This window comes from Tamaricihabitans halophyticus (genome assembly GCF_004340875.1).
In the GTDB taxonomy this organism is placed as follows: domain Bacteria; phylum Actinomycetota; class Actinomycetes; order Mycobacteriales; family Pseudonocardiaceae; genus Tamaricihabitans; species Tamaricihabitans halophyticus.
This window is the reverse complement of sequence record NZ_SLXQ01000021.1, coordinates 19,989-44,776: the sequence shown is the minus strand read 5'-3', so window position 1 is coordinate 44,776 and position 24,788 is coordinate 19,989. Positions and strand designations below refer to the sequence as shown.

General features: G+C 66.4%; 21 protein-coding genes and 2 tRNA genes. 7 read left to right on the top strand and 16 right to left on the bottom strand.

Annotation, left to right across the window (positions count from 1 at the left end):
* Window positions 1–21: 21 nt before the first annotated feature.
* Both EV191_RS27255 and EV191_RS27250 read left to right on the top strand, forming a co-directional pair.
* Window positions 22–666 carry a response regulator transcription factor gene (locus EV191_RS27255; RefSeq protein WP_132880631.1) on the top strand — a complete coding sequence of 215 codons (645 nt, stop codon included), beginning with the start codon at window positions 22–24 and terminating at the stop codon, window positions 664–666.
* Window positions 667–862: 196 nt separating this feature from the next.
* On the top strand, window positions 863–2,209 hold the full coding sequence (locus EV191_RS27250; protein WP_132880629.1) for an acyltransferase family protein: 1,347 nt from the start codon (window positions 863–865) through the stop codon (window positions 2,207–2,209).
* Window positions 2,210–2,239: 30 nt separating this feature from the next.
* Here the strand turns inward: EV191_RS27250 and EV191_RS27245 are convergent, their stop codons facing one another.
* From EV191_RS27245 to EV191_RS27205, 9 genes are all read right to left on the bottom strand, one after another.
* Complete coding sequence (locus EV191_RS27245; RefSeq protein ID WP_243659278.1) at window positions 2,240–3,163, bottom strand: amidohydrolase family protein; 924 nt, start codon at window positions 3,161–3,163, stop codon at window positions 2,240–2,242.
* Between the two features lie 2 nt (window positions 3,164–3,165).
* Window positions 3,166–3,642 carry an SsrA-binding protein SmpB gene (gene smpB, locus EV191_RS27240; protein ID WP_132880628.1) on the bottom strand — a complete coding sequence of 159 codons (477 nt, stop codon included), beginning with the start codon at window positions 3,640–3,642 and terminating at the stop codon, window positions 3,166–3,168.
* A gap of 47 nt (window positions 3,643–3,689) precedes the next feature.
* The gene (gene ftsX, locus EV191_RS27235; protein WP_132880626.1) at window positions 3,690–4,592 is read right to left on the bottom strand and encodes a permease-like cell division protein FtsX; all 903 of its coding nucleotides are present in this window, start codon (window positions 4,590–4,592) and stop codon (window positions 3,690–3,692) included.
* 69 nt (window positions 4,593–4,661) lie between these two features.
* The gene (gene ftsE / locus EV191_RS27230; protein WP_132880624.1) at window positions 4,662–5,351 is read right to left on the bottom strand and encodes a cell division ATP-binding protein FtsE; all 690 of its coding nucleotides are present in this window, start codon (window positions 5,349–5,351) and stop codon (window positions 4,662–4,664) included.
* A 105-nt stretch (window positions 5,352–5,456) separates the two neighbouring features.
* Complete coding sequence (prfB, locus tag EV191_RS27225; protein WP_132880623.1) at window positions 5,457–6,566, bottom strand: peptide chain release factor 2; 1,110 nt, start codon at window positions 6,564–6,566, stop codon at window positions 5,457–5,459.
* A gap of 97 nt (window positions 6,567–6,663) precedes the next feature.
* A complete protein-coding gene (locus EV191_RS27220; RefSeq protein ID WP_132880621.1) occupies window positions 6,664–7,155 on the bottom strand; it encodes a PadR family transcriptional regulator in 492 nt (163 codons plus the stop codon).
* Window positions 7,156–7,442: 287 nt separating this feature from the next.
* A tRNA-Met gene (locus EV191_RS27215) sits at window positions 7,443–7,519 on the bottom strand.
* A gap of 138 nt (window positions 7,520–7,657) precedes the next feature.
* A tRNA-Met gene (locus tag EV191_RS27210) sits at window positions 7,658–7,734 on the bottom strand.
* Between the two features lie 70 nt (window positions 7,735–7,804).
* A complete protein-coding gene (locus EV191_RS27205; protein WP_132880620.1) occupies window positions 7,805–10,786 on the bottom strand; it encodes a UPF0182 family protein in 2,982 nt (993 codons plus the stop codon).
* Between the two features lie 164 nt (window positions 10,787–10,950).
* Here EV191_RS27205 and EV191_RS27200 point away from each other — a divergent pair, with 164 nt between their 5' ends.
* Window positions 10,951–11,634 (top strand): PPA1309 family protein, encoded by a 684-nt coding sequence (locus EV191_RS27200; RefSeq protein WP_243659269.1) that lies wholly within the window; start codon window positions 10,951–10,953, stop codon window positions 11,632–11,634.
* A 57-nt stretch (window positions 11,635–11,691) separates the two neighbouring features.
* Here the strand turns inward: EV191_RS27200 and EV191_RS27195 are convergent, their stop codons facing one another.
* Window positions 11,692–12,795: a YlbL family protein gene (locus tag EV191_RS27195; RefSeq protein WP_243659268.1), complete on the bottom strand. Its 1,104-nt coding sequence runs from the start codon at window positions 12,793–12,795 to the stop codon at window positions 11,692–11,694.
* A 103-nt stretch (window positions 12,796–12,898) separates the two neighbouring features.
* Entirely contained in the window at window positions 12,899–14,146 is a 1,248-nt protein-coding gene (locus EV191_RS27190) for a glycosyltransferase (protein WP_132880615.1), read from the bottom strand.
* A gap of 243 nt (window positions 14,147–14,389) precedes the next feature.
* Here EV191_RS27190 and EV191_RS27185 point away from each other — a divergent pair, with 243 nt between their 5' ends.
* Entirely contained in the window at window positions 14,390–15,787 is a 1,398-nt protein-coding gene (locus tag EV191_RS27185) for a zinc-dependent metalloprotease (protein ID WP_132880613.1), read from the top strand.
* A 44-nt stretch (window positions 15,788–15,831) separates the two neighbouring features.
* On the opposite strand, the gene EV191_RS27180 is transcribed toward EV191_RS27185, so the two are convergent.
* A complete protein-coding gene (locus tag EV191_RS27180; RefSeq protein ID WP_132880612.1) occupies window positions 15,832–16,365 on the bottom strand; it encodes a M48 metallopeptidase family protein in 534 nt (177 codons plus the stop codon).
* Between the two features lie 141 nt (window positions 16,366–16,506).
* Here EV191_RS27180 and EV191_RS30725 point away from each other — a divergent pair, with 141 nt between their 5' ends.
* The 3 genes from EV191_RS30725 (at window position 16,507) to EV191_RS27170 (ending at window position 20,087) form a co-directional block, all read left to right on the top strand.
* A complete protein-coding gene (locus tag EV191_RS30725; protein WP_243659267.1) occupies window positions 16,507–17,634 on the top strand; it encodes a ThiF family adenylyltransferase in 1,128 nt (375 codons plus the stop codon).
* 22 nt (window positions 17,635–17,656) lie between these two features.
* Window positions 17,657–18,979, top strand: a complete 1,323-nt coding sequence (locus EV191_RS27175) for an ABC1 kinase family protein (protein ID WP_243659266.1) — start codon at window positions 17,657–17,659, stop codon at window positions 18,977–18,979.
* Between the two features lie 163 nt (window positions 18,980–19,142).
* Window positions 19,143–20,087 (top strand): hypothetical protein, encoded by a 945-nt coding sequence (locus tag EV191_RS27170; RefSeq protein WP_132880609.1) that lies wholly within the window; start codon window positions 19,143–19,145, stop codon window positions 20,085–20,087.
* A gap of 21 nt (window positions 20,088–20,108) precedes the next feature.
* Here EV191_RS27170 and EV191_RS30240 read toward each other — a convergent pair whose 3' ends face one another.
* From EV191_RS30240 to EV191_RS27155, 4 genes are all read right to left on the bottom strand, one after another.
* Window positions 20,109–20,282 (bottom strand): hypothetical protein, encoded by a 174-nt coding sequence (locus EV191_RS30240; RefSeq protein WP_165913122.1) that lies wholly within the window; start codon window positions 20,280–20,282, stop codon window positions 20,109–20,111.
* Window positions 20,279–21,163 carry a class I SAM-dependent methyltransferase gene (locus tag EV191_RS27165; protein ID WP_132880607.1) on the bottom strand — a complete coding sequence of 295 codons (885 nt, stop codon included), beginning with the start codon at window positions 21,161–21,163 and terminating at the stop codon, window positions 20,279–20,281. Before EV191_RS27165 ends, EV191_RS30240 begins: the two co-directional genes overlap by 4 nt.
* A gap of 468 nt (window positions 21,164–21,631) precedes the next feature.
* Entirely contained in the window at window positions 21,632–22,024 is a 393-nt protein-coding gene (locus EV191_RS27160; RefSeq protein ID WP_132880606.1) for a WhiB family transcriptional regulator, read from the bottom strand.
* A gap of 584 nt (window positions 22,025–22,608) precedes the next feature.
* A complete protein-coding gene (locus EV191_RS27155; RefSeq protein WP_132880604.1) occupies window positions 22,609–24,717 on the bottom strand; it encodes an ATP-dependent DNA helicase UvrD2 in 2,109 nt (702 codons plus the stop codon).
* Window positions 24,718–24,788 lie beyond the last annotated feature (71 nt).

The window sequence follows — 24,788 nt, the reverse complement described above, 5'->3', positions numbered from 1 at the left end:
TCGCGCGGCTAGAGTTCAGGCATGCGCGTAGTTATCGCCGAGGACGCGGTGCTGCTCCGTGCCGGAGTGCAGCGTCTACTCGCTGACGAGGGCATCGAAACCGTCGCGGCCGTGCCGGACGGTGATTCGCTGCTCGCCTCGGTGCTCGAACACCGGCCCGACCTGGCGATCGTGGACGTGCGCATGCCGCCCACGTTCACCGATGAAGGACTGCGCGCGGCACTCGAGGCCCGCCGCCAGATTCCCGAGCTACCGGTACTCGTGCTTTCCCAGTACGTCGAGGAGCGCTACGCCGTGGAGTTGCTCTCCGGCGGCGCCGGCGGGGTCGGCTATCTACTCAAGGAACGCGTCGCCGACGTGGCGGAATTCGTCGACGGGGTGCGGCGCGTCGCGCGCGGCGGCACCTGCATCGACCAGGACGTGATCGCCCAGCTGATGGCGCGCGGACGCAAGGATCCGCTCGACTCGCTCACCGAACGCGAGCGGGAGGTGCTTGGCCTGATGGCACAGGGGCTCACGAACACGGCGATATCCCGCTCCCTGGTGATCTCGGACGGCGCGGTGGAAAAGCACATCGGCAATATTTTCGCGAAGCTCACGCTGGAACCAAGCAGCGAGGAACACCGCCGCGTGCGCGCGGTACTCACCTACCTCGACCACGGCTAACCCAGTACCGCAATATCCGTAAGGATTGCGGTTTTCGGGGCGACGAGCCCGGCGGCGTAGGTGGGGTATTCCCTACCCAGCGAGGACGGCTAGCGGCACCGCGAGTTCGGATGCCAGCCGGCGTGTGTGAATTCCCTTGGCGGACAAGACTTCTGAGTGTCCGTAACGGCCAGCCACGCACGATGGGAACGCCACGATGCCGCGCACGATCGAAGCCAAGCCGCCACCGGCCACTCGAAAGCGAGACCCGTTCCTCGACCTGGTTCGCGCTGGCGCGATTCTGCTCGTCGTAGGCCAGCACTGGCTCATGCCGGTACTTGACTTCCACAATGGACAACTAGCCACCGGCAACGCGCTGAGCACACCAGGCTGGTGGCTGTTCACCTGGGTCAGCCAGGTGATGCCGCTGGTCTTTTTCGCCGGCGGGGCGGCGAACTTCATCTCGCTGCGCGCGCAGCACTCTCGAAACGGCACCACCGCCGAATGGCTGGCGAACCGGCTACACCGGCTGTTGCTGCCGGTGCTGGCGCTGATCGCGGTCTGGGTACCGCTGCCCCCGCTCCTCGCGGCACTTGGTGTACCGGTACAGCCACTCGACATCGCCGGCGGTATCGCCGCCCAGCTTCTCTGGTTCCTGGTCGTCTATCTCGGCACGGTACTGATCACCCCGCTCGCGGTGCGCGCCCACGAGCGGTTCGGCCTCGCGGTTCCCGGCGTGCTCGCGCTCGCCTCGGTCCTTGTCGACGTGGCGCGGTTCGACGGTGTTCCGTTGGTCGGCTACGCCAACGCGGTCTTTGTCTGGTTCGCGGTACACCAGCTGGGATTCCATTACGTCGACGGCTTCCTCCGTACGGCCAGCCGGGCACGGGCCGCCGGGCTGCTGGTTGGCGGCTACGCGATGACCGCCGCACTCGTCGCGGTGGGGCCGTATCCGGCAAGCATGGTCGGTATGCCGGACGCGCCAGTGTCCAATATGAGCCCGCCGACCGCCTGCCTGCTCGCGGTTACCTGTGGGCAGATCGGCCTCATGTTGCTGCTGCGCCCCCTCCTGCTGCGGCTGGTGCGGCGCCCCGCCCTTGGTACCGCGCTGAGCTGGATCGGTTCCCGCAGTATGACGGTCTACCTGTGGCATATGCCCGCACTGATCGCCGTTGCCGGACTAGCGGTACTCGGATTCGGCTACGCGACGCCCGAACCAGGCAGTGCACCGTGGTTCGCGGTCGCTCCACTGTGGCTGGGCGTACTCGGCCTGACCCTTGCCGGCCTGGTGCGACTGTTCGGCGGTTTGGAAGCCGTCGCCAAGGCGCCTCGGTCGGTGCCGCCCCGTACCCAACTGGTCATCGGCGGTCTACTGGCCGCGGCGGGGTTGCTCGGTTTGGCCGCGGGCGGGTTTGGCGCCCCCACCCAACCCGGCGTGCTCGCCCTGCTCGAAGCCAGCCCGCTGCTGCCGTCCGCTGCCGTCCTACTTGGATTCGTCCTGGTCAGCCAGCGATTCCGGCCAGCGATTCAGTGGACAGCGCAAACCCGCCGGCAGGTTGTCTGAAGCGGACCGGCTACCCGCCCGGCTGCCGGCCTAGGACTGCTCGCTCAGCTGCTCATCGAGACCAAGCAGCCGAGCGGGAGTGTCATGCAGGACCGCGCGGAGGAAATCAGGCCCGAGGCGATCGTCGGCTGCCGCCCAGCCGGCGATCGCCCGCAACTGACTCGCGTAGTCGTACGGAATATTCGGAAAATCGGTGCCGAGCACCACCCGATCGCCGACCTCCGCCAGCCGGGCGGCCCAGTCAGCCGGCAGCGGCCAGGTCTGCTCGGTGAAGTCCACCCCGACCATCGTGGTGTCCACATACACGCGCTCGTAGCGCTCGACCATGCCAAGCGCGGTCGCGTAGTCCGGCAAACCGGCGTGCGCGAGGACCGCGACCAGCCGCGGATGTTGCCGCAGGACCTCCTCGAACACGTCGAGACCGGTGAACTTCCCCGGCAGCGGACCGTGTCCACAGTGGATCACTACCGGTACACCAGCTTCGGCGAGCATCCCCCAGGGCTTGGTCAGCTCCTCAGCTCTCGGGTCGTATCCGCCGACCTGAACATGCATCTTGACGCACCGCGCGCCAGCGGAAATCGCTTCACCGAGATAATCGGCAACGTTCGGCTCCGGGTAGATCGTGGCGGTGGGCACCGCATCGGGTGTCCTACTCGCGAACTCGAACGCCCAGTCGGTCAGCCACGCGGCCATCCCTGGCTTATGCGCGTACACCAGCGGCGCGAACCGGCGCACGCCAAGTTCCCGCAGCGTGTCCACCCGCTCCGGTTCCGACGTGCGGTAATGCACCGGCCATGGCATCCCGTAGTTCTCGGACGCGTTGTCGAAGTACGCCCACACCTTGCGCAGCACCGAATCGGGCAGGAAGTGCACGTGCATATCGACAAGTCCGGGCAACCCGAGTGCCCGCACCCAGTCCGGCACCTCCACATCCGCGGTCGGTGGCGCAGGCAAACTCACTGGCGCCCCTTGGCCGCCCGACCGATGGCCTTCGCTATCTCCCGGTCGGCATCCCGCTTGGCGATGGACTGCCGCTTGTCGTACTCGCGCTTGCCCTTCGCGAGCGCGAGCTCCACCTTCACCTTGCCGTCCTTGAAATACATGGACAGCGGAACCAGGGACAGCCCGCTTTCCTTCGTCTTACCGATCAGCCGAAGGATCTCGCCGCGGTGCAACAACAGTTTGCGGTGCCGTCGGGGCTCATGGTTGGTCCAGGTGCCCCGTTCGTACTCGGCGATATGTAATCCGCGCAGCCAGACCTCACCGTCGTCAACCGTCGCGAAGGCATCCACCAGCGAGGCACGACCGGCGCGCAGGCTCTTGACTTCGGTTCCCACCAGCACGACACCCGCCTCGTAGGTGTCCAGGATCGTGTAATCGTGTCGAGCCCTGCGGTTCGACGCGATTACCTGACGGCCACGTTCTTTCGGCATACCACTTACTTTACGTGTCGCACCCACGCCAACGCGCGCGCATTTCGTCAGTGCCGGACGTAGAGCCGGAGTGTGATATAGCCGGTTACGGCTGAGATCACCACCGAACTCGCCAGTAGCCATGGACTGACCAAGACGATGTCCAGCATCTCGATTCTCGGCACGATGCCCGAAGCTATGGGTGCTTCCAACACCCGATCCAAGAAGGTCACCTTCGCCAACATCAACCCACCGATGGCAAGGACCGCACCGATCAGGCCGGCGAAGACCGCTTCGAGTAGGAACGGTAACTGGGTATACCACCGTGTCGCGCCGACCAGGCGCATAATGCCGACTTCCGTCCGTCTCGTATACGCCGACATCTGAATCGTATTTGAGATCAACAACAATGCGGCGACGGCCTGCACCAGCGCCACCGCGAACGTCGCGTCCCGTACGCCGTTCAGCACGCCGAAGAATCGTTCGAGGAACACCCCCTGGTCATTGACCTGCTTCACGCCAGGTTGACCGGAATAGGCGTCCACGATCACATCAGCTCTGGACGGATCCTTCAGTTTCACCTGGAACGAGGCGGGCAGCGCTTCCTTACGCGCCAACCGCACCAACTCCGGCTCGGCCTCGAAAATCTTCTTGAACCGCTCGTAGGCCTGTTCCTGGTTCTCGAAGATCACCGATTCGACGGCGGGGTTGTCCGACAGGGACGCTCGGATCGTCGAGCACATCTGCTGACTACAGTTCGGATCGTTCGCACTGATGTCATTCGTCAGATTGACCGTGACTTCGATCTGGTCGTAGTACATGTCTTGCATCTTGTCGATGACACGGACGATCAACAGGCCACCGCCGAGCAGGCCGAGTGAGATCGCGGTGGTCAGGATCATCGCGATGGTCATCGTGATGTTCCGGCGAAGGCCGGTAGCGACCTCGCTGAACACGAAACTGGCGCGCATCGGAGTGGCTGGTCCTTGCGGTCGGGGTTGTGGACGGGGTTGTGCTGGACGGTGCGGACAGTTCGGGGATCAGCGACCGACGCCGTAGACGCCGCGTTTGTCGTCCCTGACTATCTTGCCGAGCTGCAGCTCGACCACCCTGCGGCGCATCGAGTCGACAATGGAGTGGTCGTGCGTGGCCATCACCACCGTCGTGCCGGTTCGGTTGATCCGCTCAAGCAGCAGCATGATGTCCTGGCTGGTATCCGGGTCGAGGTTTCCGGTCGGCTCGTCGGCGAGCAACACCAGCGGCCGGTTCACAAAGGCGCGGGCAATGGCCACACGCTGCTGTTCACCACCGGAGAGCTCGTTCGGCATGCGGTCGGCCTTGCCATCGAGGCCGACCAGCTCGAGAACTTCCGGCACCACCTTGCGCACGGTCGAACGCGGCTTGCCGATGACCTCGAGGGCGAACGCGACGTTCTCGAACACCGTCTTGTTCGTGAGCAACCGGAAATCCTGGAATACGCAGCCGATGGACTGACGCAGTCGGGGGATCCTGCGCCTCGCCATCTTGGCGACGTCGAAATTCGATACGTAGACCCGCCCCTTGCTCGGCACTTCTTCCCTGAGCAGCAGGCGCAGGAACGTCGACTTGCCGGAGCCGGACGGCCCGATCAAGAAGATGAACTCACCCTTGTCCACGTCCACCTCGACCTCGTCGAGCGCGGGGCGCGTCGAGGTCTTGTAGGACTTGGTTACGCCTTCAAGTCGGATCACGAGGGGCGAGTGTACCTACGCTGGTGTGAAAACTCGGTCTTACCCTGGACTCTCCGTGTGTCCGTGCGGTAAGTGGCCGCCAGCTAGAAGGAATCGGACATCTAGCTAGTCGTCGTCCTGGGTCCGGCGCCAGCGAATACCCGCCTCCAGAAAGGCGTCGATATCGCCGTCCAGTACGGCCGTCGGGTTGCCCACCTCGTGGTCAGTGCGCAGATCCTTGACCATCTGGTACGGGTGCAGCACGTAGGAGCGCATCTGGTTACCCCAGCTGGAGCCGCCGTCGCCCTTGAGCGCGTCCATTTCGGCGCGCTGTTCCTGACGTTTGCGCTCGAGCAGTTTAGCCTGCAGCACACGCAGCGCGGCGGCCTTGTTCTGCAGCTGCGACTTCTCGTTCTGGCAGGAAACCACGATGCCGGTGGGCAGGTGGGTAATGCGGACCGCGGAGTCGGTCGTGTTCACGCTCTGTCCGCCCGGCCCTGACGAACGGTACACATCGATCCGTAGGTCCTTCTCCGGCGGCACCTCGACCCGGTCATTCTCCTCGACCACCGGAAGCACCTCGACGCCGGCGAAGGACGTCTGGCGCCTGCTCTGGTTGTCGAACGGGGAAATCCGGACCAGTCGGTGCGTGCCCTGCTCCACGGAAAGCGTCCCGTAGGCGTAGGGCGCGGTCACCTTGAACGTCGCAGATTTGATGCCCGCCTCTTCGGCGTAGGACGTGTCGTAAACCTCGGTCGGGTAGCCATGGCGCTCCGCCCAGCGCAGATACATCCGCAGCAGCATCTCGGCGAAATCGGCGGCGTCTACCCCACCGGCTTCGGAGCGCACCGTCACCAGCGCGTCTCGTTCGTCGTACTCGCCGGAGAGCAAGGTGCGCACCTCGAGCGAGGCGATATCGGTCTGCAGCTGGGCGCGCTCGGTGTCGGCTTCGGCAAGACTGGACTTGTCCTCTTCGTCCTCGGCGAGCTCATAGAGCACCGTGAGATCGTCCAACCGCTGGCGCAGCTCATTGACCTTGCGCAGTTCGCCCTGCTTATGCGCGAGCTGACTGTTGATCTTCTGGGCGACCTCCGGGTCGTCCCACAGATTGGGTGCGACGGCCTGCTCCTCGAGCGAGGCGATCTCCGCACGCAGAGTGTCGAGATCCATGACCGACTCCACGCGACTCAGCGTGTTGTCGAGGTCCCTGAGGTCAGTACTGGCATCCGTGCTCACGACGGGCCAGGGTACGCCGGACCGGACAGCGACCGCTGCCCTGGTCCGGCAGTTGCCCCGGTACGGCCCCGCTGAGGGGCCGCGGTAATCAGCTGGATCAGATGGAATCCAGCAGTTTCAATGCGGCACGGGCACGAGCCACACCGAAATCGGCGACCGCCTTCGCGATCGGTTCGTCCGCGGCCTTGACCGCCGCCTTGGCGGCGTCCAAATCGGCTGTGTAGGTCTCCTTGGCGGTCTCCAGGAGACTTGCCCGCTGTTTGGCTGGCAACGTGTTCGCGTGTACCAGGCGCAGGATCAGTGGGCTGCGGAGGTGATCAGGGCCAGAGTCGGCGGCAAGCCAACTCTTAAATGCCCGCTTACCAGAGGCGGTGATCACGTACTGCTGGCTGGAGCGAGGCCCCTGCTTGCCGAGCCGAACGTGTCCTGCCGAAGCGAGCGCCGGAAGCTCACGGTAGACCTGGCTACGCGTGACGCTGAAGAACGCACCGAAGCGCTCACCGGCGTCGCTAACCAATTGTCCACCCGTCTTCGGGCCATCGTGTAGTAGACCAAGCAATGCTGCGGCTGTCGCGTTCAAATCAGACACGCCCTATACCGTGCCATGTGTCCGGCTCGGTGTCCACTGTGGCCCTGAAATCTGTCCATTGTGGCATGTCTTGCACGGGCAGGCAGGCAGGTTACAACCTGGCCCGATCCGTCCACAATGGCCACGCTGACCAGGCAATACGGGGTTCGGGTCGAGTATGGCATGGGACGGAGACGATCAAGTTGCTTGAGCTAATCATGTGTGGCCAGCTCGTTGATACGGCCAACCGGCCGAATCCTCGCTACGCGAAAGGCCCGCCTGAACTATCAGGCGGGCCTTTCGAAAACTGGTAGCGGGGACAGGATTCGAACCTGCGACCTCTGGGTTATGAGCCCAGCGAGCTACCGAACTGCTCCACCCCGCGTCGTGTGAGTACAAGGCTACCTCATGCCAGTCGCAGCCTGACAACGGGGGTCCCCTTTGTTCGCCCGTGCCGGCGCAGTCCACAAACGGCGTCCACAAACGGCAGAAGGCCCGGACCCCTTGGGTCCGGGCCTTCAACTGGTAGCGGGGACAGGATTCGAACCTGCGACCTCTGGGTTATGAGCCCAGCGAGCTACCGAACTGCTCCACCCCGCGTCGACCTGTACCACTGTACGTGTCGATCTCGGGGTGGAGCAAACCGGGGTCGGTTAGCGAAACCCGACGATCAGGAGCCGCCGTTCTGCGCCTGCTCGAAGCGCTGGCTCGCCTCGTCCAGCTCCTGCAGAGCCTCGCCCTGGGCGGTGAAGTCACCGTCCCGCTGAGCCTCACGCAGCTTGGCTAGCGCGGACTGCATGTCCTCAACCGCGCTGGCCATCTCCGGAGTCTGGCCCTCGCCCTGTCCTTGGCCCTGTCCCTGACCTTGTTGCTGCTCCTGCTGTTGACCATCGGAGTCGCCGTCGTCATCGGTCGGGGTACCGCCGCCTTCGCCTTGCTGTTGCGCGGCATCGCCGGCGCCCTGACCGAAGACCTGGTCGAGTGCCCCACCGATCGTCGAGGAGAACCCAACCTTCTCGCCATAGGACACCAGCACCCTGCCCAACTGCGGGAACGCGTTCTCGTCGTTTCGCCGGATGTAGATCGGCTCGACGTACATGATCCCGCCGTTGATCGGCAGGGTCAGCAGGTTCCCATAAACCGCGTCCACGTTCGCGTTCGAGAGCAGGGTTCGCTCCTGCGCGACCTGGTCATTCGATTGGAACCGGTTCTGGGCCTGTACCGGGCCCTCCGTCTGGTTCTCCTCGGTAGGCAACTTCAGCACGGTGATCTGACCGTAGTTCTCCGGATCCGACTCCGCGCTGACCCAGGCACCAAGTGCCTGCCGTTCCAGCACTCGCAATGCACTGGTGATCTGGAATGACGGCTCCTCCCTGCCGGGAACCTGTGCCATCAAGTAGTACGGCGGTTGCGGGGCACCTTCGGCGTTACCGTCACCGCCCCCGGTCTCCACCGTCGGGTCCGGCGGCACGTCCCAGAACGTCCGGGTCGCGTAGAAGTCCTGCGGCCGGTCCACGTGGTACCGGGAAATCAGCTCACGCTGAATCTTGAACAGGTCCTCCGGGTACCGGAAATGCTGCCGCAGGTCGTCGGTGACCTCGCTCTCCGGCTTGACCACACCGGGGAAGACGCCCTGCCATGCCTTGAGCACCGGGTCCTGGTCATCCACGGAGTACAGATCGACCTTGCCGTCGAAGGCGTCGACGGTGGCCTTCACCGAGTTCCGCGCGTAGCTGATGTTCTCGTCCGGCTGGGTCGGCTGCCCGGTCCGACTGTCCACAGTCGTCTCGCCGAGCGAGGTCCGCTGGGCGTACGGGTAGTTCTCCAATGTGGTGTACCCGTCGACGATCCACTTCACCTCGCCGTCGATCACGGCAGGATACGGATCGCCGTCCACCTTCAACCACGGCGCGACCTTCTCCACCCTGTTCTTGGGATCCCGGTTGTACATGATCTTCGAACCGTCGCTGATCGCGCCGGAGAAGAGGATGCGGTACTCGCCCTCGGTCGCGGCGAACACCGCGCGGTTGAACCAGTTGTCGATCGGCACGCCACCTTCACCGTTGTAGTTGAAGGTCTCGTTCTCCCGAGGGTCGTACTCCGGCGGGGTGTCCTCGCCTGTACCGCCAACGATCGCGTAGTCGGTGACCAGTTCCCCGTAGTAGATCCGCGCGTTCTCGCCCTCGATCGGGAAGGTGTCGTCGTTCCCGTTCAGGTCGCTGACCTTGAAGACCGGGTAACCACCCTCACCACTGCCGGCGTCATCGCCACCGATGCTCGGGGTGCGGTCCACCTGGTTCGCCGGCGCCGCGACGAAACCGTTTCCGTGCGTGTACACGAGATGCCGGTTGATCCAGGACTGCTGGTTTTCCGCCAGCCCGTCCGTGTTGATCTCACGGAGTCCGACGATGTAGTCCTGCATCTTCGTCGAGCCGTCGTCCTGCTTGGTGGGATACCGGTCGATATCCAACTGATCAGGGAACCCGTAGAAGTTCTGCCGACCTTCCCGGTTGGTGTAGGTCGGCGCGAGCAGCGTCGGGTCCAGCACGCGGATGTTCGGGATCGTCGGGTTGTTCCGCACCTCTTCGGGTTCGGCGTCCGAGGTACCGGGGTAATCCTGGTACTCGACGTTCTCCTCGGTGATCCCGTAGGCCTCCCGCGTGGCCTCCAGATGCCGCTCGATTGGCATCGCTTCCTTCTCGATCGCGTTCGGACGCACCGAGAACTGCTCGAGGATGGCGGGCCAGGCGGCGCCGATCAGCACCCCGGAAAGCACCATCAGCGCGGTCGCGATCGCCGGCAGCTGCAGGTTCCGCGTGAACGCGGCCGCGAAGAAGGCGAGGGCGCAGAAGATCGCGATGAAGATGAGGATCAACTTGGCCGGCAGTACCGCGTTCAGGTCCGTATAGGTCGCCCCGGTGAACAGTTCGTTGCGGTCCGAGAAGAGCAGTTCGTACCGGTCGAAGAAGTACTCGACCGCCTTGAGCAAGACGAACAGGCCCGCGGTGATCGCCAGCTGGATCCGCGCCGCCCTGCTCACGCTGCTGCCACGGCCAGCCAGCCGGATTCCACCGAACAGGTAGTGCGTGATCGCCGCACCGATGAACGCGACCACCACGGCAACGAACAGCCAGCCGAGCAACCAGGTGTAGAACGGCAGGTCAAAGGCGTAGAACCCAATGTCCAAACCGAACTCGGGGTCCTGCTTGCCGAAGTTTGTCCCGTTCAGGAACAGCTGCGCGACCTGCCAGTTTCCCTGCGCGCTGACGCCGGCGATGATGCCGGCGAGCACCGGGACACCAATCCCGATCAGCCGGGCGCGCTGCACGATCGTCGCGCGGTACCGCGCGAGCGGATCATCGGTGTTGCCAACCGGGACGAACACCGGGCGGGTCCGGTAAGCGATCAGCAATGCGATCGCCAGCACACCACCAACCAGGATGCCGGCGCCGACGAACAACGCCGCCCGAGTCAGGATCTCGGTGGTGAACACCCCTCGATAGCCGACCTCGCCGAACCATAGCCAGTCGACGTAGGTATCCAACATTCGTGCGCCGAGCAGCACCAACAGCACGATAAAGCCGGCAAGGACCAGCAATATTCGGCTGCGCCGGGTGAGCTTCGGCATTTGCACGGGGGGCCGTGTCGCCACTGGGCACGCTCCAGGTTCGTGACGTTCAAGTGCAGGAGGCGACCACGCTCCGCTAACCGGACGTAACCGCCACTACTGGTTACTCTGCTTAACTCTACGGATGGTGCTTAGAGTTCCCGCAGGCATCCGGCAAATCGGACGCGATGCGGGTCACTATGCCAATCATGGCAGGTGGGGCTGCGGCACTTGGCAGGGGCTCGGATGCCACCATGAACGGCGTGCCTGCCACGAACCCTTCCTGGGAAAGCTCCCCCGGGGATAACTCCCCCAGCCAGCTTGGCGTTGACCAGCCGACCGTCACCGCGCTCGCGCGCGAAGTCGAGGAGTTCGTCGCCACTGGCGGCTGGGACCAGCCGACACAGCTGTTCGCGCTGGTGCCGACCACCAGCCTGCTCGAGTTGCAACCCGACCTGGCCGGCCAGGTAGACGCGGGCGCGCCACTGACTCCCGTCGCGCAGGAGGCACTGCCGGAGGGCGACCTCGGCGAGGCGCTTGCCGGCATCATGTGGCCGGAGACGGTGCACGGCTGTGCGCTTGTCCAGGAGATCGTGGTACTGCCACCAGGGGCCGAACAGGATCTACCTGGTGGTGAAGACGCCGACGACGGCGCAGCGGTGGATGCCGAGCGGTTGCGGGCGGCGGCCGCGGACCATCCGGACCGCACCGAAGCACGGCTGGTGGCCGCGGTTCTGCGGGACGGCCCCGTGGCCTGCGTGCTTCGGCTGCGCGATACCGGTTCCAGCACCGAGACCGGCAGTGACTCGACCGATACCGAAGAGGTCATCGTGCATCCCGAGCTGGCGCCCAACCTCACCGACGCGCTGCGCGCGACGCTGACGGCCCCCTAAGCTGGCGCCGGCGACCACGCCAGACTCGCTAACCTTAAAGAACGCGCTCACACGGCGTCAGCACTTGGGGATCGGGTCTCCCGCGCGCAGTGCGGCCAACGCGTCCACCGCTTCGCCGAGGTTGCCGACCTTGATCAGCTCGAGGCCGTCCGGCGCGTTCCCCTTGGCCTCAGCACAGTTGCCGGCGGGAACCAGGAACGCCTCGGCGCCAGCCTCGCGCGCGGCGACCAGTTTGAAGCTGATCCCGCCGATCTCGCCGACCTTGCCGGCACTGTTGATCTCACCGGTACCCGCGACATGCTTACCATCGACGAGGTCCTCCGGCTGGAGGCGATCCATGATCGCCAGCGCGAACATCAACCCGGCGGAGGGGCCACCGATGTCCTCGAGTTTGATCGAGATGTCGAAATTCACGTCAGCGCGGTCGACCGGGGTCAGACCGAGGTAGCCGAAGTCACCGCCGATATCCTCGGGTCGCTCAGCCAGCCGCACCGAGATCGTGCGTTCCTGCTGACCGTCGGTACGTACGGTGAGCGATACCCGATCACCGGGCTTCGTGTCCTCGAGGGCCTTGACCACATCGGCCGCCTCATCGATCTGGCTGCCGTGCACCTCAACCAACTCGTCGCCCGCTTCGATCGCGTCGGCCGCGGGGCCGTCCCGGACCACCTGGTCGGCGTACACCTTGACTGGTTTACCGAGCTCACGCAGCGCGGCGGTCTCCGCCTGGCCCTGCGAACTCTGGAACTGTTCGGTGTTCTCCTGCTCGACCTCTTCCTGGGTTTGCCCAGGCTTGAAGTACTGTTCCCGCGGATCAAGGGCGTACCGGCCGCTTGCCCACATCCCGAGCGCGCCGAACAACGTGACCTCGTCGGAAAGTGACACGGTGGTCATCCGGAGCTCGCCACTGGTTTCGTAGGTCCGCACCGGCCCTTGCACGGTGACCACCGGGACACCTTCGGACTCGCCGAGGGTGTCGAAGGTCGGCCCTGGCCCCAGCCCGACATACGGGACCCGCACGAAGGCGCCGAGCAGGCCGAACGCGAGTAGCAACACGAAGCTGAGCAGCACCGTCCACCCGCGCCGGGTAAGCCGGCGCTCCCGGCGCGGCGCGGCTCGCTGCGGATCGTCCTGCGGTTGGTCCTTGCTACGTGCGGTCACGGGGGAACAGCGTACGACCTTCGGCCGGCTCAGCCGCAGCGACATCCACACTGCCGTCGCTGGACCTACGATTTCGCGGCCCGGCAGCGCCACCGGCAAATGATCACGCCGACGCGGCTGGTTGGTCGGCGGCGGCCGTCTCGACAAGCAGCTTCGCGGCGACCGTCGCCCCGTCCGTGCGGATCGCGCCAGCCACGGTGCCCGCCCGTACCAGGGTTTCCGAGGTCAGAGCCGTGTCGAGCGCGGCCGAAAGGGACTCGAAGGTCGGCGTCGGTCCGTCATGTGCCGCGCCGATGCCGAGTTCGGCCACGCGGCCCGCCCAGTAGGGCTGATCCGCCAGTTGGGGAACCACGACCTGAGGCACACCGGCCCTGGTGGCAGTGGCCGTGGTGCCCGCGCCACCGTGGTGCACGACGGCGGCCACTCGACCGAACAGCGCCTGATGGTTGACCTCGCCAACGGAAAGGCAGTCGGGCAGGCCGTCGATCAAGGTGAGGTCCGCCCAGCCGCGCCCGATGACGATGCGACGGCCCTGTCCCCGGACCGCGTCGATAGCCACCTTGGCGACGTCCGCCGAATCCCGCATCGGCATGCTGCCGAAGCACACGTACACCGGTGGCGCACCGGCTGCCAAGAATTCCATCAGCTCGGCTGGGAGCGGCCGCTCGTCCGGCGAGATCCACGCGCCGGTCTGCACCACGCCCAGATCCGGGTCCAGCTCCGGGCTCGCCTGCCATGGATCCAGCACCGGGTCGGTCGCCAGCCATGGCTGCTTGCCGATCACGAAATCGCGGACGTTGCGCACGGCGGGCAGGCCGGCAGCCGCACGATTCGCGTTGAGCGCCTCGCCGAACAGCGCGTCGGTACTCTGCGCGTCCAGCTCCCACAGTGCCCGATTGTCGGTTACCCCCGGCGGGAACGCGCGTCCCGGATAGGCCAGCGGCCGGCGATGCGAAGCCGGCAGGGTGAGTTGCTGGAAGGTGACCGACACGGACCGGATACCGAGCATTTCGGCAACGGACAGCGCGCCGGCCGCCGCCGGCATCATGCCGGTCACCAGCAGCACATCGCACCCCTCCGCCGCCGGGGCGATCACCTCGAACTGCCTGGCGATGACCTCTGCCGCGTGTCGCGGCAGGCTCGACACCGACGGGGCGTCCTTGGCCCGCACCCGCGCCGACTGGCTGACGGGCACCAAGGGCACATCCACATCGCCCAACCGTCGCGCGAAATCCTCGTCCGGCGGCGCGCAGACCCGAACCCGCACATCGAGTTCCCGCAACCGCACCGCGAGTCCCACCAGCGGTTCGACATCACCGCGTGACCCATACGTCGACAACAACACGCGCACTTCGCGACACCTGCTTTCGGTCGGTTCTGACTCCGGCCGAAGATCTTGCGGCACGACCGGGGTCTTGCCGCAAGCCCTGCCACGCGCTATATGTTGATCACGGCCAGGAACGGCTCGTCGTCATTTACTACCGTCGGTAGTCGACCGTCACGCAATAGCTGACCGCTCCGCTACGCGCGAACGCGGCAAAATCGAGCCGACCGGGCCACGGACGGCTGGAGGTACGCCGCGTACCGTTGGGGTATGAGCAATCTCCCGTTCGGATTCGGCGTGCCCGATCCCGACAAAGGCGGCGACAACGACCCGGCCCGCGGCGGGTCCGGACAGTCGGGCTCGGGAGGTGGAAATCCCGCGGACGCGTTCAACCAGCTCGGCCAGATGCTCAGCCAGCTCGGCCAGATGCTCAGCCAGGCTGGCTCCTCCAGCGGGCCGGTGAACTATGACCTGGCAAAACAGATCGCGCTGCAGCGGCTCAGCAACGCCTCATCGAATATGGACGAGGCGGCGGTACGCGACGCGGCGCATCTGGCCGAGATGTGGCTGGATCCCGCCACGATCCTGCCAGCTGGCGCGACCAGCACCAAGCTGTGGAGCGCCAAGGACTGGGTAGACAAGACCCTGCCCACCTGGCAACGGCTGTGTGACCCCGTCGCGCGGCAGGTGTCCAACTCCTGGATGTCCGCGCTGCCAGAGGAGGCCAAACAGCAGGCTGGCCCGCTGCTGTCGATGCTCGGCCAGGTTGGCGGAATGGCCTACGGCTCCCAGCTGGGCAACGCGCTGGCACAGCTCGCCGACGAAGTACTGACCTCCAGCGACGTGGGGCTGCCGCTCGGCCCGGACGCGACCGGAGCACTGCTGCCGGCGAACATCGAGAAGTTCACCGATGGCCTTGAGCGGCCAGGCAGCGAAGTGTTGGTTTTCCTCGCCGCACGCGAGGCCGCGCATCAGCGCCTGTTCGCGCATGTGCCCTGGCTCCGGCAGCGGCTGCTGGCCACGGTCGAGGAGTTCGCCAGCGGCATCACGGTGGACACCAGCGCGCTCGAGCAACTGGCCAGCCAGATCGACCCGGCGAATCCGGCCACGTTCGAGCAGGCAATGCAGTCGGGCATCCTCGAGCCACAGACCACCGAGGAGCAGAAGGCCGCGCTGAGCCGGCTGGAAACGCTGCTGGCGCTCGTCGAGGGCTGGGTGGATGTGGTCGTCGCCGACGCGGTGCGCGAGCGGTTGCCGGGCGCCGACGCGTTGCGCGAGACGTTGCGCCGGCGGCGCGCTTCTGGCGGACCCGCCGAGCAGACCTTCGCCACCCTGGTCGGCCTCGAGTTGCGGCCACGACGGTTGCGAGCGGCTTCGTCTCTCTGGCAGCTGGTCGGCGACCAGCACGGTATCGAGACGCGGGACGGCATCTGGGCCCATCCGGATCTGCTCCCGACCGCGGCAGACCTGGACGATCCCCTCGCCTTCGCCGAGCGGCTCAGCGGCGAACTCGGCTCGGCGGACTTTTCCGCCGATCTCGACGACCCGATCGCCGCGCTGGAACGTGCCGAACGCGCGCGGCGCGAGACCGAAGGCGAGTCAGCGGCCGAGGCGGAAGAGCCCAACTCGGACCAGCCGGACGACGATAGCGGGTCCGGCCGCGCCTGACCGCGGAGCTGGCCTCGACTGACCGGCGAGCTGGGCGCCCGCGGTCAGTCGTCGTCCAGCGAGAGGTCCAGCCCGGCCGCGGCGGAGAGCCCTTCCAGGTAGCCAATGGCACGTTCGGCCTTCGGATAATTCTCCACCAGAGCCCAGAACTCGGCGTTGTGACCGGCCACCCGCAGATGCGCGAGCTCGTGCACAAGCACGTAGTCGAGCACCCACGACGGGGTGTCCCTGAGCCGCTCGGAAACCCGAATCGTCTGGTCGACCGGAGTACAGGATGCCCACCGCGTGCGCATCGGCCGTACCCAGCGCACACTCGCCGGCACCGCCTTGCCGTCCAGGTACTTCTCGTTCAGCTGGGCGCACCGGGCGAGCAAGGCCGCATCTGACTCCCGAGCAGGGGATCGGCGTTTGGTTTCGCTACGCAGCAGCTTGCGCTGCATCTCGGCAACCCAATGTTCTTCCTCGGCCCTGCTCATCCGCGCCGGGATGAGCACGACCAGGGCATCACCGTCCAGATAGGCGGTGACCGTGCGCTTGCGGCGCTTACTCCTGCGCACCTCGACACGTGATTCGGCCACGCTCTTACGGTACGACGGGCGACCGACATTCGGTGCGTCCCAACAGGTGTGAATGATGTGACTTAGCGGATCGCGCCGCCAGGGAATACCTGTGGATAACTCATTTGGCCGCTTGCCCGGACCTGTTGTACACCGACAGGCATGACGAGATTACCGACCACAACCGAGCCCGCGGACACCGAGTCGCGTGCCGAGCAAACACCCCACACCGCGCTCCCCCACCGTCCCCGGTTGCCCAGTGGGATGGCGATACTCGACCGCGGCCCCGGCGAGGTACAGCTCGGCCTCGACCCACGGCACGCGGTGGTGCTGAGCGGGCTGGTACCGGCGATGATCGAGACGCTTCACCTGCTGGACGGCACCCGATCCCGTACCGCGTTACACGAGGCAGCCACCGAGCACGGCGCCGAGCTTGATCAACTACTTGGCATGCTGACCGAGCACGGCCTGCTCGAGGACGCGGCGGCCGACGCCAACCCGGTACCGCTCACTGGCCCGCTGCGACACGAGGCCGGCACCGTAGCGCTGCGCGCCAGGACCCGCCCGGTCGACACCGTCCGTACCACCCGCTCCGTGCTCGCGGATCGCGCGAACAGTGCCGTTCGGGTCATCGGGAGCGGGCGCCTGGCCAGCGCCATCGCCGGCATGCTCGGCACCTCCGGGGTGGGTCGGGTGACGGTCCAGGCTAGCGGCGCCGTCCCGCACGCCGACCTCGGTTGCGGCTACACCACCGCGGACCTTGGCACACCGCGTGCCAGCTTCGGCGAAGCGGCCGGGGCCAGGCGACAGCGCAAGGCCGGTCAGCGGTGGCGCTCGCTGGCCGTGCTCACCGATTCCGTGGTGCCACTGCCGGAGCTCGTCCAGGAACTGGCCATCGACGGGGTACCCCACCTGTCCGCATACGCCTTGGACGCCCTCGGGGTCATCGGCCCCTTCGTCCTGCCCGGCCGATCGAGTTGCCTACGTTGTGTCGAGCTGTATCGGGCCGAGCATGATCCGGCATGGCCGATGCTCGCCGCGCAACTGGCCGGAAAAGTCGCGCATACCGATGCGACCTGCGTCAACGCCGTCGCGGCCGCGGCCGTTGGACAACTGCTCGCCGCCTTGGACCACGCCGAACCGCCACCAGCAACCTGGCAGGGGCGACTCACGATCGACCCCTACGACTGCTCCGTTTGGCGGATCGAATCGCCGCGACATCCGGACTGCGCTTGCACCGGTGAGCGAACCTACGCCCGAAAAGGCGGCCGGATTGGGTGCGCTTGTTGACCACTATCGCGAGAATGGTCGCGTGAGCGAGGAATCCGCGGAACTGCCCCGCCGTTCGGCCGCCCGTACGGCGAAACTTGCGAGTCTGCCGATCGGCGTTGCCGGTCGGGTCGTCGGCGGCTGGGGTAAACGGCTGACCGGACAAAGTCAGGAGGAGGTCAGCGCGGCCGTCTCGGAGAAAACCGCCGAGCAGCTGTTCGCCGTACTCGGCCAGCTCAAGGGCGGCGCGATGAAGTTCGGGCAGGCGCTGAGCGTCTTCGAGGCGGCGGTACCGGATGCCTACGCCGCGCCCTATCGAGAAGCGCTGACCAAGCTCCAGTCCGCAGCACCGCCGATGCGCGCCAAGCTCACCCATCGAGTTCTGGATGAGCAGCTCGGCAAAGGATGGCGTCGCCGGTTTGCCCGGTTCGATGACGAGCCGGTGGCCGCAGCGAGCATCGGCCAGGTGCATCGCGCCGAATGGCACGACGGCCGCGAGGTCGCGGTGAAAGTGCAGTACCCCGGTGCGGACGAAGCGCTACGCGGAGATCTGCGACAGCTGCGCCGGTTCAGCCGGTTGTTCCAGGCGATCGTGCCGGGCGCCGACGTCAAGCCGCTGCTCGCGGAGCTGTCCGAGCGGATGGACGAGGAGCTGGATTACCGGACCGAGGCGGATAACCAGCGCGCCTTCGCCGCGGCCTTCGACGGGGACCCGCACGTCCTGGTGCCCAAGGTGGTGGCCAGCGCACCGAAGGTGGTGGTGACCGAATGGATCACCGGTACCCCGCTGGCGAAAATCATCGAAGGCGGGACGGTGGATCAGCGTAACTCGGCTGGTCGACTGCTCGCGGAGTTCCACTACTCCTCGCCGGAGCGGGCAAAACTGCTGCACTCGGACCCACATCCGGGCAACTTCATGATCTGCCCGGACGGCCGGCTCTGCGTGATCGACTTCGGCGCGGCCACAAAGCTGCCGAACGGCGCGCCGCCCGCGCTCGGCACGATCATGCGGCTGGCACTGGACGCCGACCACGACGAGCTGCTGCGAGTACTGCGGGCAGAGGGGTTCGTCCAGCCAAGCACCGAGATCGACGCCGAGGACGTGTACTCCTACCTTGCGCCGCTCGTCGAGCCCTTGCGCACCTCACGATTCCACTTCACCCGGCGGTGGGCCCAGCGCCAGGCTGGCCGGTTGACCGATACACGGCGGGCCGATTTCCAGACCGGGCGTTCGCTGAACCTGCCACCGCAATGGCTGATGATCCATCGGGTTACCGCGGGCACGGTCGGGATCCAGTGCCAGTTGGACGCGGAGTTCGACGTGCGGGCTATCGTGACCCGCTGGCAGCCGGGATTCGCGGAATAGCGCCAGATACGTACTAGTCACGCGGCGACTGAGCGGTTGTACGTACGCGACTAAGTAGTGTTACCCACGGGTAACTTGCGAATGTGCCATTGATCACTCAAAGTTGTCCACATTTTGCTCGAAGTGATCGCGCGACTACTGCTCGGTACCCGACCATCGAGTCATGACCGAAACACAGATCGATCTCACCGCCATTCGTCGCGCTGCCACCGACGACGTGATTCACCGCCGAGACCTCGAGCGAGCCGGCCTTTCCCGTTCGCTGATCGCCAGGCGATGCCAGCCGAACGGGCCGTGGCAACGGCTCATGCCGGGAGTGGTCCAACTTGGCAATACCGAACCGAGCCGAAGACAGCTGGTACGCGCGGCGGCGGCCTACGCCGGCGAGGACGCCGTCATCACCGGACTTGACGCGCTGCGCGCACATGGCGCGCCGGTGCAGCCGACCGGCCCGATCCACCTGCTGATCCCCGCGAGCAGGCGGTTACGCGATCTGGCGACCGTCCATATCGAACGAACTACCCGGTTGTTCAGCTCGATACTTCCGGACGAGCTTCGCTACGCGCCACCGGCGCGCGCCACGCTGGACGCCGCCCGCTGCAATACACCCGAGGACGAGCTGGACGCGCTGCTGTCCGTCCCGGTGCGGCAGGGCATGTGTAGCGTCGCCGAACTACGGGCCGAGCTGGACAATGGCAGCCAGCGTGGTTCCGCGGCGCCCCGCGCGGCGTTGGCCAACCTCGGCCAGGGAAACCGCGCGGCCGTGCATGCCTTCGCCATGCGGCTGGCCGCGCGAACGCCGATTCCCGCACCACGCTGGAACATCACCGTGTACGACCGGCTAGTGCAACCGGTAGCCACAGTGGACTCCTGGTGGGATGAGGTCGCGATGGCGTGGACGATCAGCAAACACCGCGTGTGGGAGGATCCTGCGCTCCAAGCCCTTCGGAACACCGGGGTACTCCTGGTACACAGCACGCCATTCGAGCTGCACGCGGACCCGGAAGGCGTGGTTCGCAAGCTCAGTCGCGCCTTCCTGCTGGCGAGCAAACGCCGACGACCCGCGGTCCATGCGGAGCAGTCGGTGCGCCAGCGGCCGACGGGCTGACCGTGGACCATTCCCGGCACGTCACCAGTACTCGTCGGGGAGCTTTCCCTCGATGTCACGGACGTGCGCACGCGCGCAGCCCGGACACCGCCAACGCACGAGTTCACCATCCCGCTCCTGTACCCAGGCGAGCGCGACCAGCTGGTCATCGGTTGCCTTGGCGCGCCCGCACTGGACGCAGTGCACGGCGGTCATTTCCATCCGTAATGGACACTGTCGGCGACGAGCAGGAACACGTCGTCCCGATCGCCGAGATAAGCCGAATCAGCGGGATCAGTCAGCCGCGCGGCGGTTGCCCTGTCCTGCTCGGTCAACCAGTCATGGCCGGATTCGGCGAGCCAGGACACCCGGTCCACCACCCAGTCGCGCACTTCGGCCGCAGCGGGAGCCGGGTGGTCGGTGAGCACGCTGAACGCGGAAACCTCGCGCAGATCGGCTTTGCCGAGCGCCGCCGACCAGCCGTAGGGCATCCGCACTACCTCGCTGATACCCGCGCGCAACCGGCCAAACCACTGGTCTCGTGCCGCGTCCAGGCGCTGCTGGAATCCGGGTTCACCCACACCGACGTCCCATGGCAGATAACTCGGCGGCAGTCCACCTTCGCCGATCGCCAGCAGACCACCCTCGCGCAGCAGGCCAGCGAGCCGGCGCAGCCCGGCCTGCTGATCGGGCAGATGGTGCACTACCCGCGAGGCCCAGACCAGATCGGCAGCCGGGACCAGCTCGGCGAGCGCGTCGTCGGCGACGTCCGCGCGCACCGCGCGCACCTCGACGTGCCCCTTGGCAGCTGCCCGTACCGCGTTTTCCGCTTCGATAAGCAACTCGGGCACGGCATCGACGACCACCACCGTGCCACCACCGCTGTCGGCAAGGCGGGCGGTGAGCGCGGCCGCCATCCCGCCCGCTCCGCAGCCGATATCGAGCACGGTCGGTCGTGCCCGCGGGGCCGCGCTCGCCAAACTCTCCAGCAAACGATCAGCGATCTCCCGATGTGCCCGCATATGCAGGCGATCGGACCGCTGGAAGATCGGCAGCTTCGCCGCCCAGTCCACGTCGTCATGCGTGTGTGCGCCCATCAGCACAGCTTGGCACAGTATGGCGCCCGCCGAGCGGGCCGAGCGCCGCCAGCTCTGGCCAACGTTGGGGTGTGTGGAGCGCGGGCGGTAGCAACCCGCGCCCCACACACCAGCGCCGGCGCGCTCCACTGGCCATAGGTCTGACCCCCGGTCAGCCGGCCAACGGTGCCGCTGCCGATCGCGGTAAGCCTCGACGCGCTCGTGGTTAGGCGTAGCGGCGGGCGCGCCTGTTGGCCCACCGTTCCACCCGGCGCCACCGGCGGCCGCTGGCCAGCCGGTGCGCCTCGCGCCGTGTCGAGGCGAAATGCTCTGATTCCCGTATTCGGGCTCGTGCCAGAGCTTCATTGATCAACATTTTGTTCCGATCCTTTCCCTGCCGCGAACCGCGCGTTGGCCGGTAAGCCATGCGGTCCGGGTCGATGGAGTTCAGTGCTCGCGGGTACCGCGTCGTGACTCGCGTGTGCTGGGTCATGCCGCTTCCTTCCGGTTTCCGCTACCGGTTCCTTTGGTAGCGGCGCCGGATGCGGCGACGTCCGCCTTGCGGGGCCGACCCCTCGGACGCTTGCGGGCGACGATGCGCCCGCGCTCGAAGATCTCGCCGCCCCATACACCCCAGGGCTCCTGGCGCTCGATGGCACCAGCGAGACATTCAGTCCGGAACGGACAGTCGGCACACAGTGCCTTTGCCCGCTCGAGATCTTTGGGTGCCTCGGCGAACCACAGGTCGGGGTCGCCAGTGCGGCATGGCACCTCAAGATCGACGTCCGGCAGTCCGTTCGCGAGTTCAGTCAGGAGGTCAACACCCGCCGGCTGCGGGTCGGTCCATGCCTCTCGAGGTCGCGGAACGGTCGGTAATGACATTCCAGTGCTCCTGTTCATCTCCGTTAGTGATTGCGGTGTCACTCGGATCGAATTTGACAAACAAAAAGGCCGCGGAACCGAGTTGCGGTTCCGCGGCCTTTTGGCTGCCTCGACGGGTCTTGATCTAAGGATCTGACCCTCCTCGCACAACGCGAGACGACGGAACTGCATTCGGCTGACCAACGGTCGGCGCGACACCATCGCGGCCGGCCGGGATCGGTCCGGCAATAACTGGCTCGAAAACGCGCACGCCAACGACATTCCCCTGGGAGAGGAAGGTGTGCGTACGAGCGAATTTCGCCTCAGACATGCGAACGACCCCAGCGCAGGGGTAGCCACGGGTGTCAAGATTCATCTTGATCTTCACAGCGGCCACCTCCTTCTCGGTCTCGCGGCGACGGCGTTCGACACTGTCCGACGCTGTCGCGTTTGTCCAGTTACCAGTTGTACCGAGCGCGCTTCCACCCAGTACGAGCAGACTATGGGGGATCAACGGCACCATGCAACAGGTTTTTCGGAAGATTCGCCCGCTGGGGGTATGAACTACGTCAACGCTGGTCGAGGCGGGTGCGCTGGGGTGTCGCTTACCGTTCGCCCCGGATGAGCGAAAGGACCTCGGCGCCGAAGCGCTCGAGCTTCGTCGCGCCAATACCGGAAATCGACACCAATGCCCGCGAATCCGTTGGACGCTGCTCGGCGATCGCGATCAGCGTCGCGTCGGTGAACACCACAAAGGACGGCACTCGAAGTTCCGTGGCACGTGCCATCCGCCATTCCTTCAGCCGCGCAAGCAGTTCCTCGTCCAGCTGAGCTGGGCAGTCCGCGCACCTGCCGAGCTTGATCGCCAGCGTGCCGGTCAGCGCCGAATCGCATACCCGGCAGCGCGGCCGCGCCGCACTGCCGCCAGTGCGCTGCGGCCGGGTTCCCGCCGCGGCGCGGGAGGCCGGGTGCTGTTCGGGGAGCAACGGGTACACGAACCTGCTACAGCGACGCGGCCGGCCACCGGGCGCGCGGGACAGCGCCCAGGACAACCACAGATGTTCCCTGGCGCGGGTCACCCCGACATAGAGCAGCCGGCGTTCCTCATCGAGTGAACCAGCAGGGGCGCCGTCGCCGAGCGCGTACTGGATCGGCAGCGTGCCTTCCACCAGCCCGACACAGAACACCGCGTCCCATTCGAGACCCTTGGCGGCGTGCAACGAGGCGAGCGTGACCCCGTCCAGCTGAGGTGGATGCTGGGCCTGCGCGCGCTGCTCCAGTTCACCGGCGAATCTGGGCAGCTCGGTCGCGGCCCCGCCTTCGGTGCTCGCGGCGAATTCCTCGGCCAGTTCGACCAGCGCGCGCAACGACTCCCAGCGTTGCCGTGCGGCCCCGCCCTGCGGCGGCTCCGGTATATAGCCGATTGGCTCGAGGAGCGCGCGAACTCGCTCGACCAGCTCGCCGTCTGCCGGCTCCGCGGCACGCAGCGCCATCATCGCCTGGCGCACTTCGGGACGGGTGAAGAAGCGCTCACCACCGCGCACCAGATACGGAATGTCCATTTCGGACAGTGCCTGCTCGTACACCTCGGATTGGGCGTTCACCCGGAACAGCACGGCGATCTCACTGACCGGGGTTCCACCGTCGAGCAGTTCCCTGATCCGGCCGGCGACCGCCACGGCCTCCGCGCTCTCGTCGTCGAACTCCGCGAACCTCGGCTGTGGGCCATCCGGTCGCTGGCCTACCAGGTTCAGCCGCGAACCAGCCGGCCGATCCCGCGACCCGGCGATCACCTTGTTCGCCAAGCCGACAACCTGTGGCGTGGACCGGTAGTCGCGTTCCAGCCGGACCACGGTCGCCGAGGGAAACCGCCGGGAGAACTCGAGCAGCGGGCGAGTCGACGCGCCGGCGAACGAATAGATCGTCTGGTTGGCGTCGCCAACCACCGTAAGGTCGTCGCGCTCCCCCAGCCAGGCATCCAACACGCGCTGCTGCAACGGGGTGATGTCCTGGTACTCGTCCACCACGAAGCAGCGGTACCGGTCCCGGAACTCTTCGGCGACCGCGCCATGCTCCTCGAGCGCCGCCGCGGTGTGCAGTAACAGATCATCGAAGTCGAGCTGGCGAGCCTCGGTCTTCAGCCGCTCGTAGTGCCGGTAGACGCTGGCCACCCGCACCCCGGGTTCGGCGATCTGCCGGTGCGCCCTGGCCGCGGCGGACGGGTAGTCGTCCGGCCCGATGAGTGCCGCCTTGGCCCACTCGATCTCGCTGGCCAGATCGCGCAGCCCATCGGACTCCACGTCCATTCCCGCGCGATGTGCCGCCTGACTGACCAGCCGCATCTTGCCGTCCAACAGCTCCCACTGCTGATCACCGACGACACGCGGCCAGAAGTAGCGCAGCTGGCGCAGCGCGGCGGCGTGAAAGGTGCGCGCCTGGGCGCCCTCCACGCCGAGCCCGCGCAGCCGGGTGCGCAGTTCCCCTGCGGCCCTGGCGGTGAAGGTGACCGCGAGTACCTGGCCCGCGGCGACGTGCCCGGTCCGCACCAGGTTGGCGATCCGGTGGGTGATCGTTCGGGTCTTGCCGGTACCGGCGCCGGCCAGTACGCACACTGGGCCGCGCGGGGCACGCACCGCCGCGAGCTGTTCCGGATCAAGACCGGCGAGGAGCTGGTCCTGGCGCGTAACAGTTTCGTGCGGGGTGCTGGCCACCATGTCCCGCATCCTGCCAGCAGCCGCCGACAGGCGACCTGGATGTACCCATATCCGCCCATCCTGCAATCCGG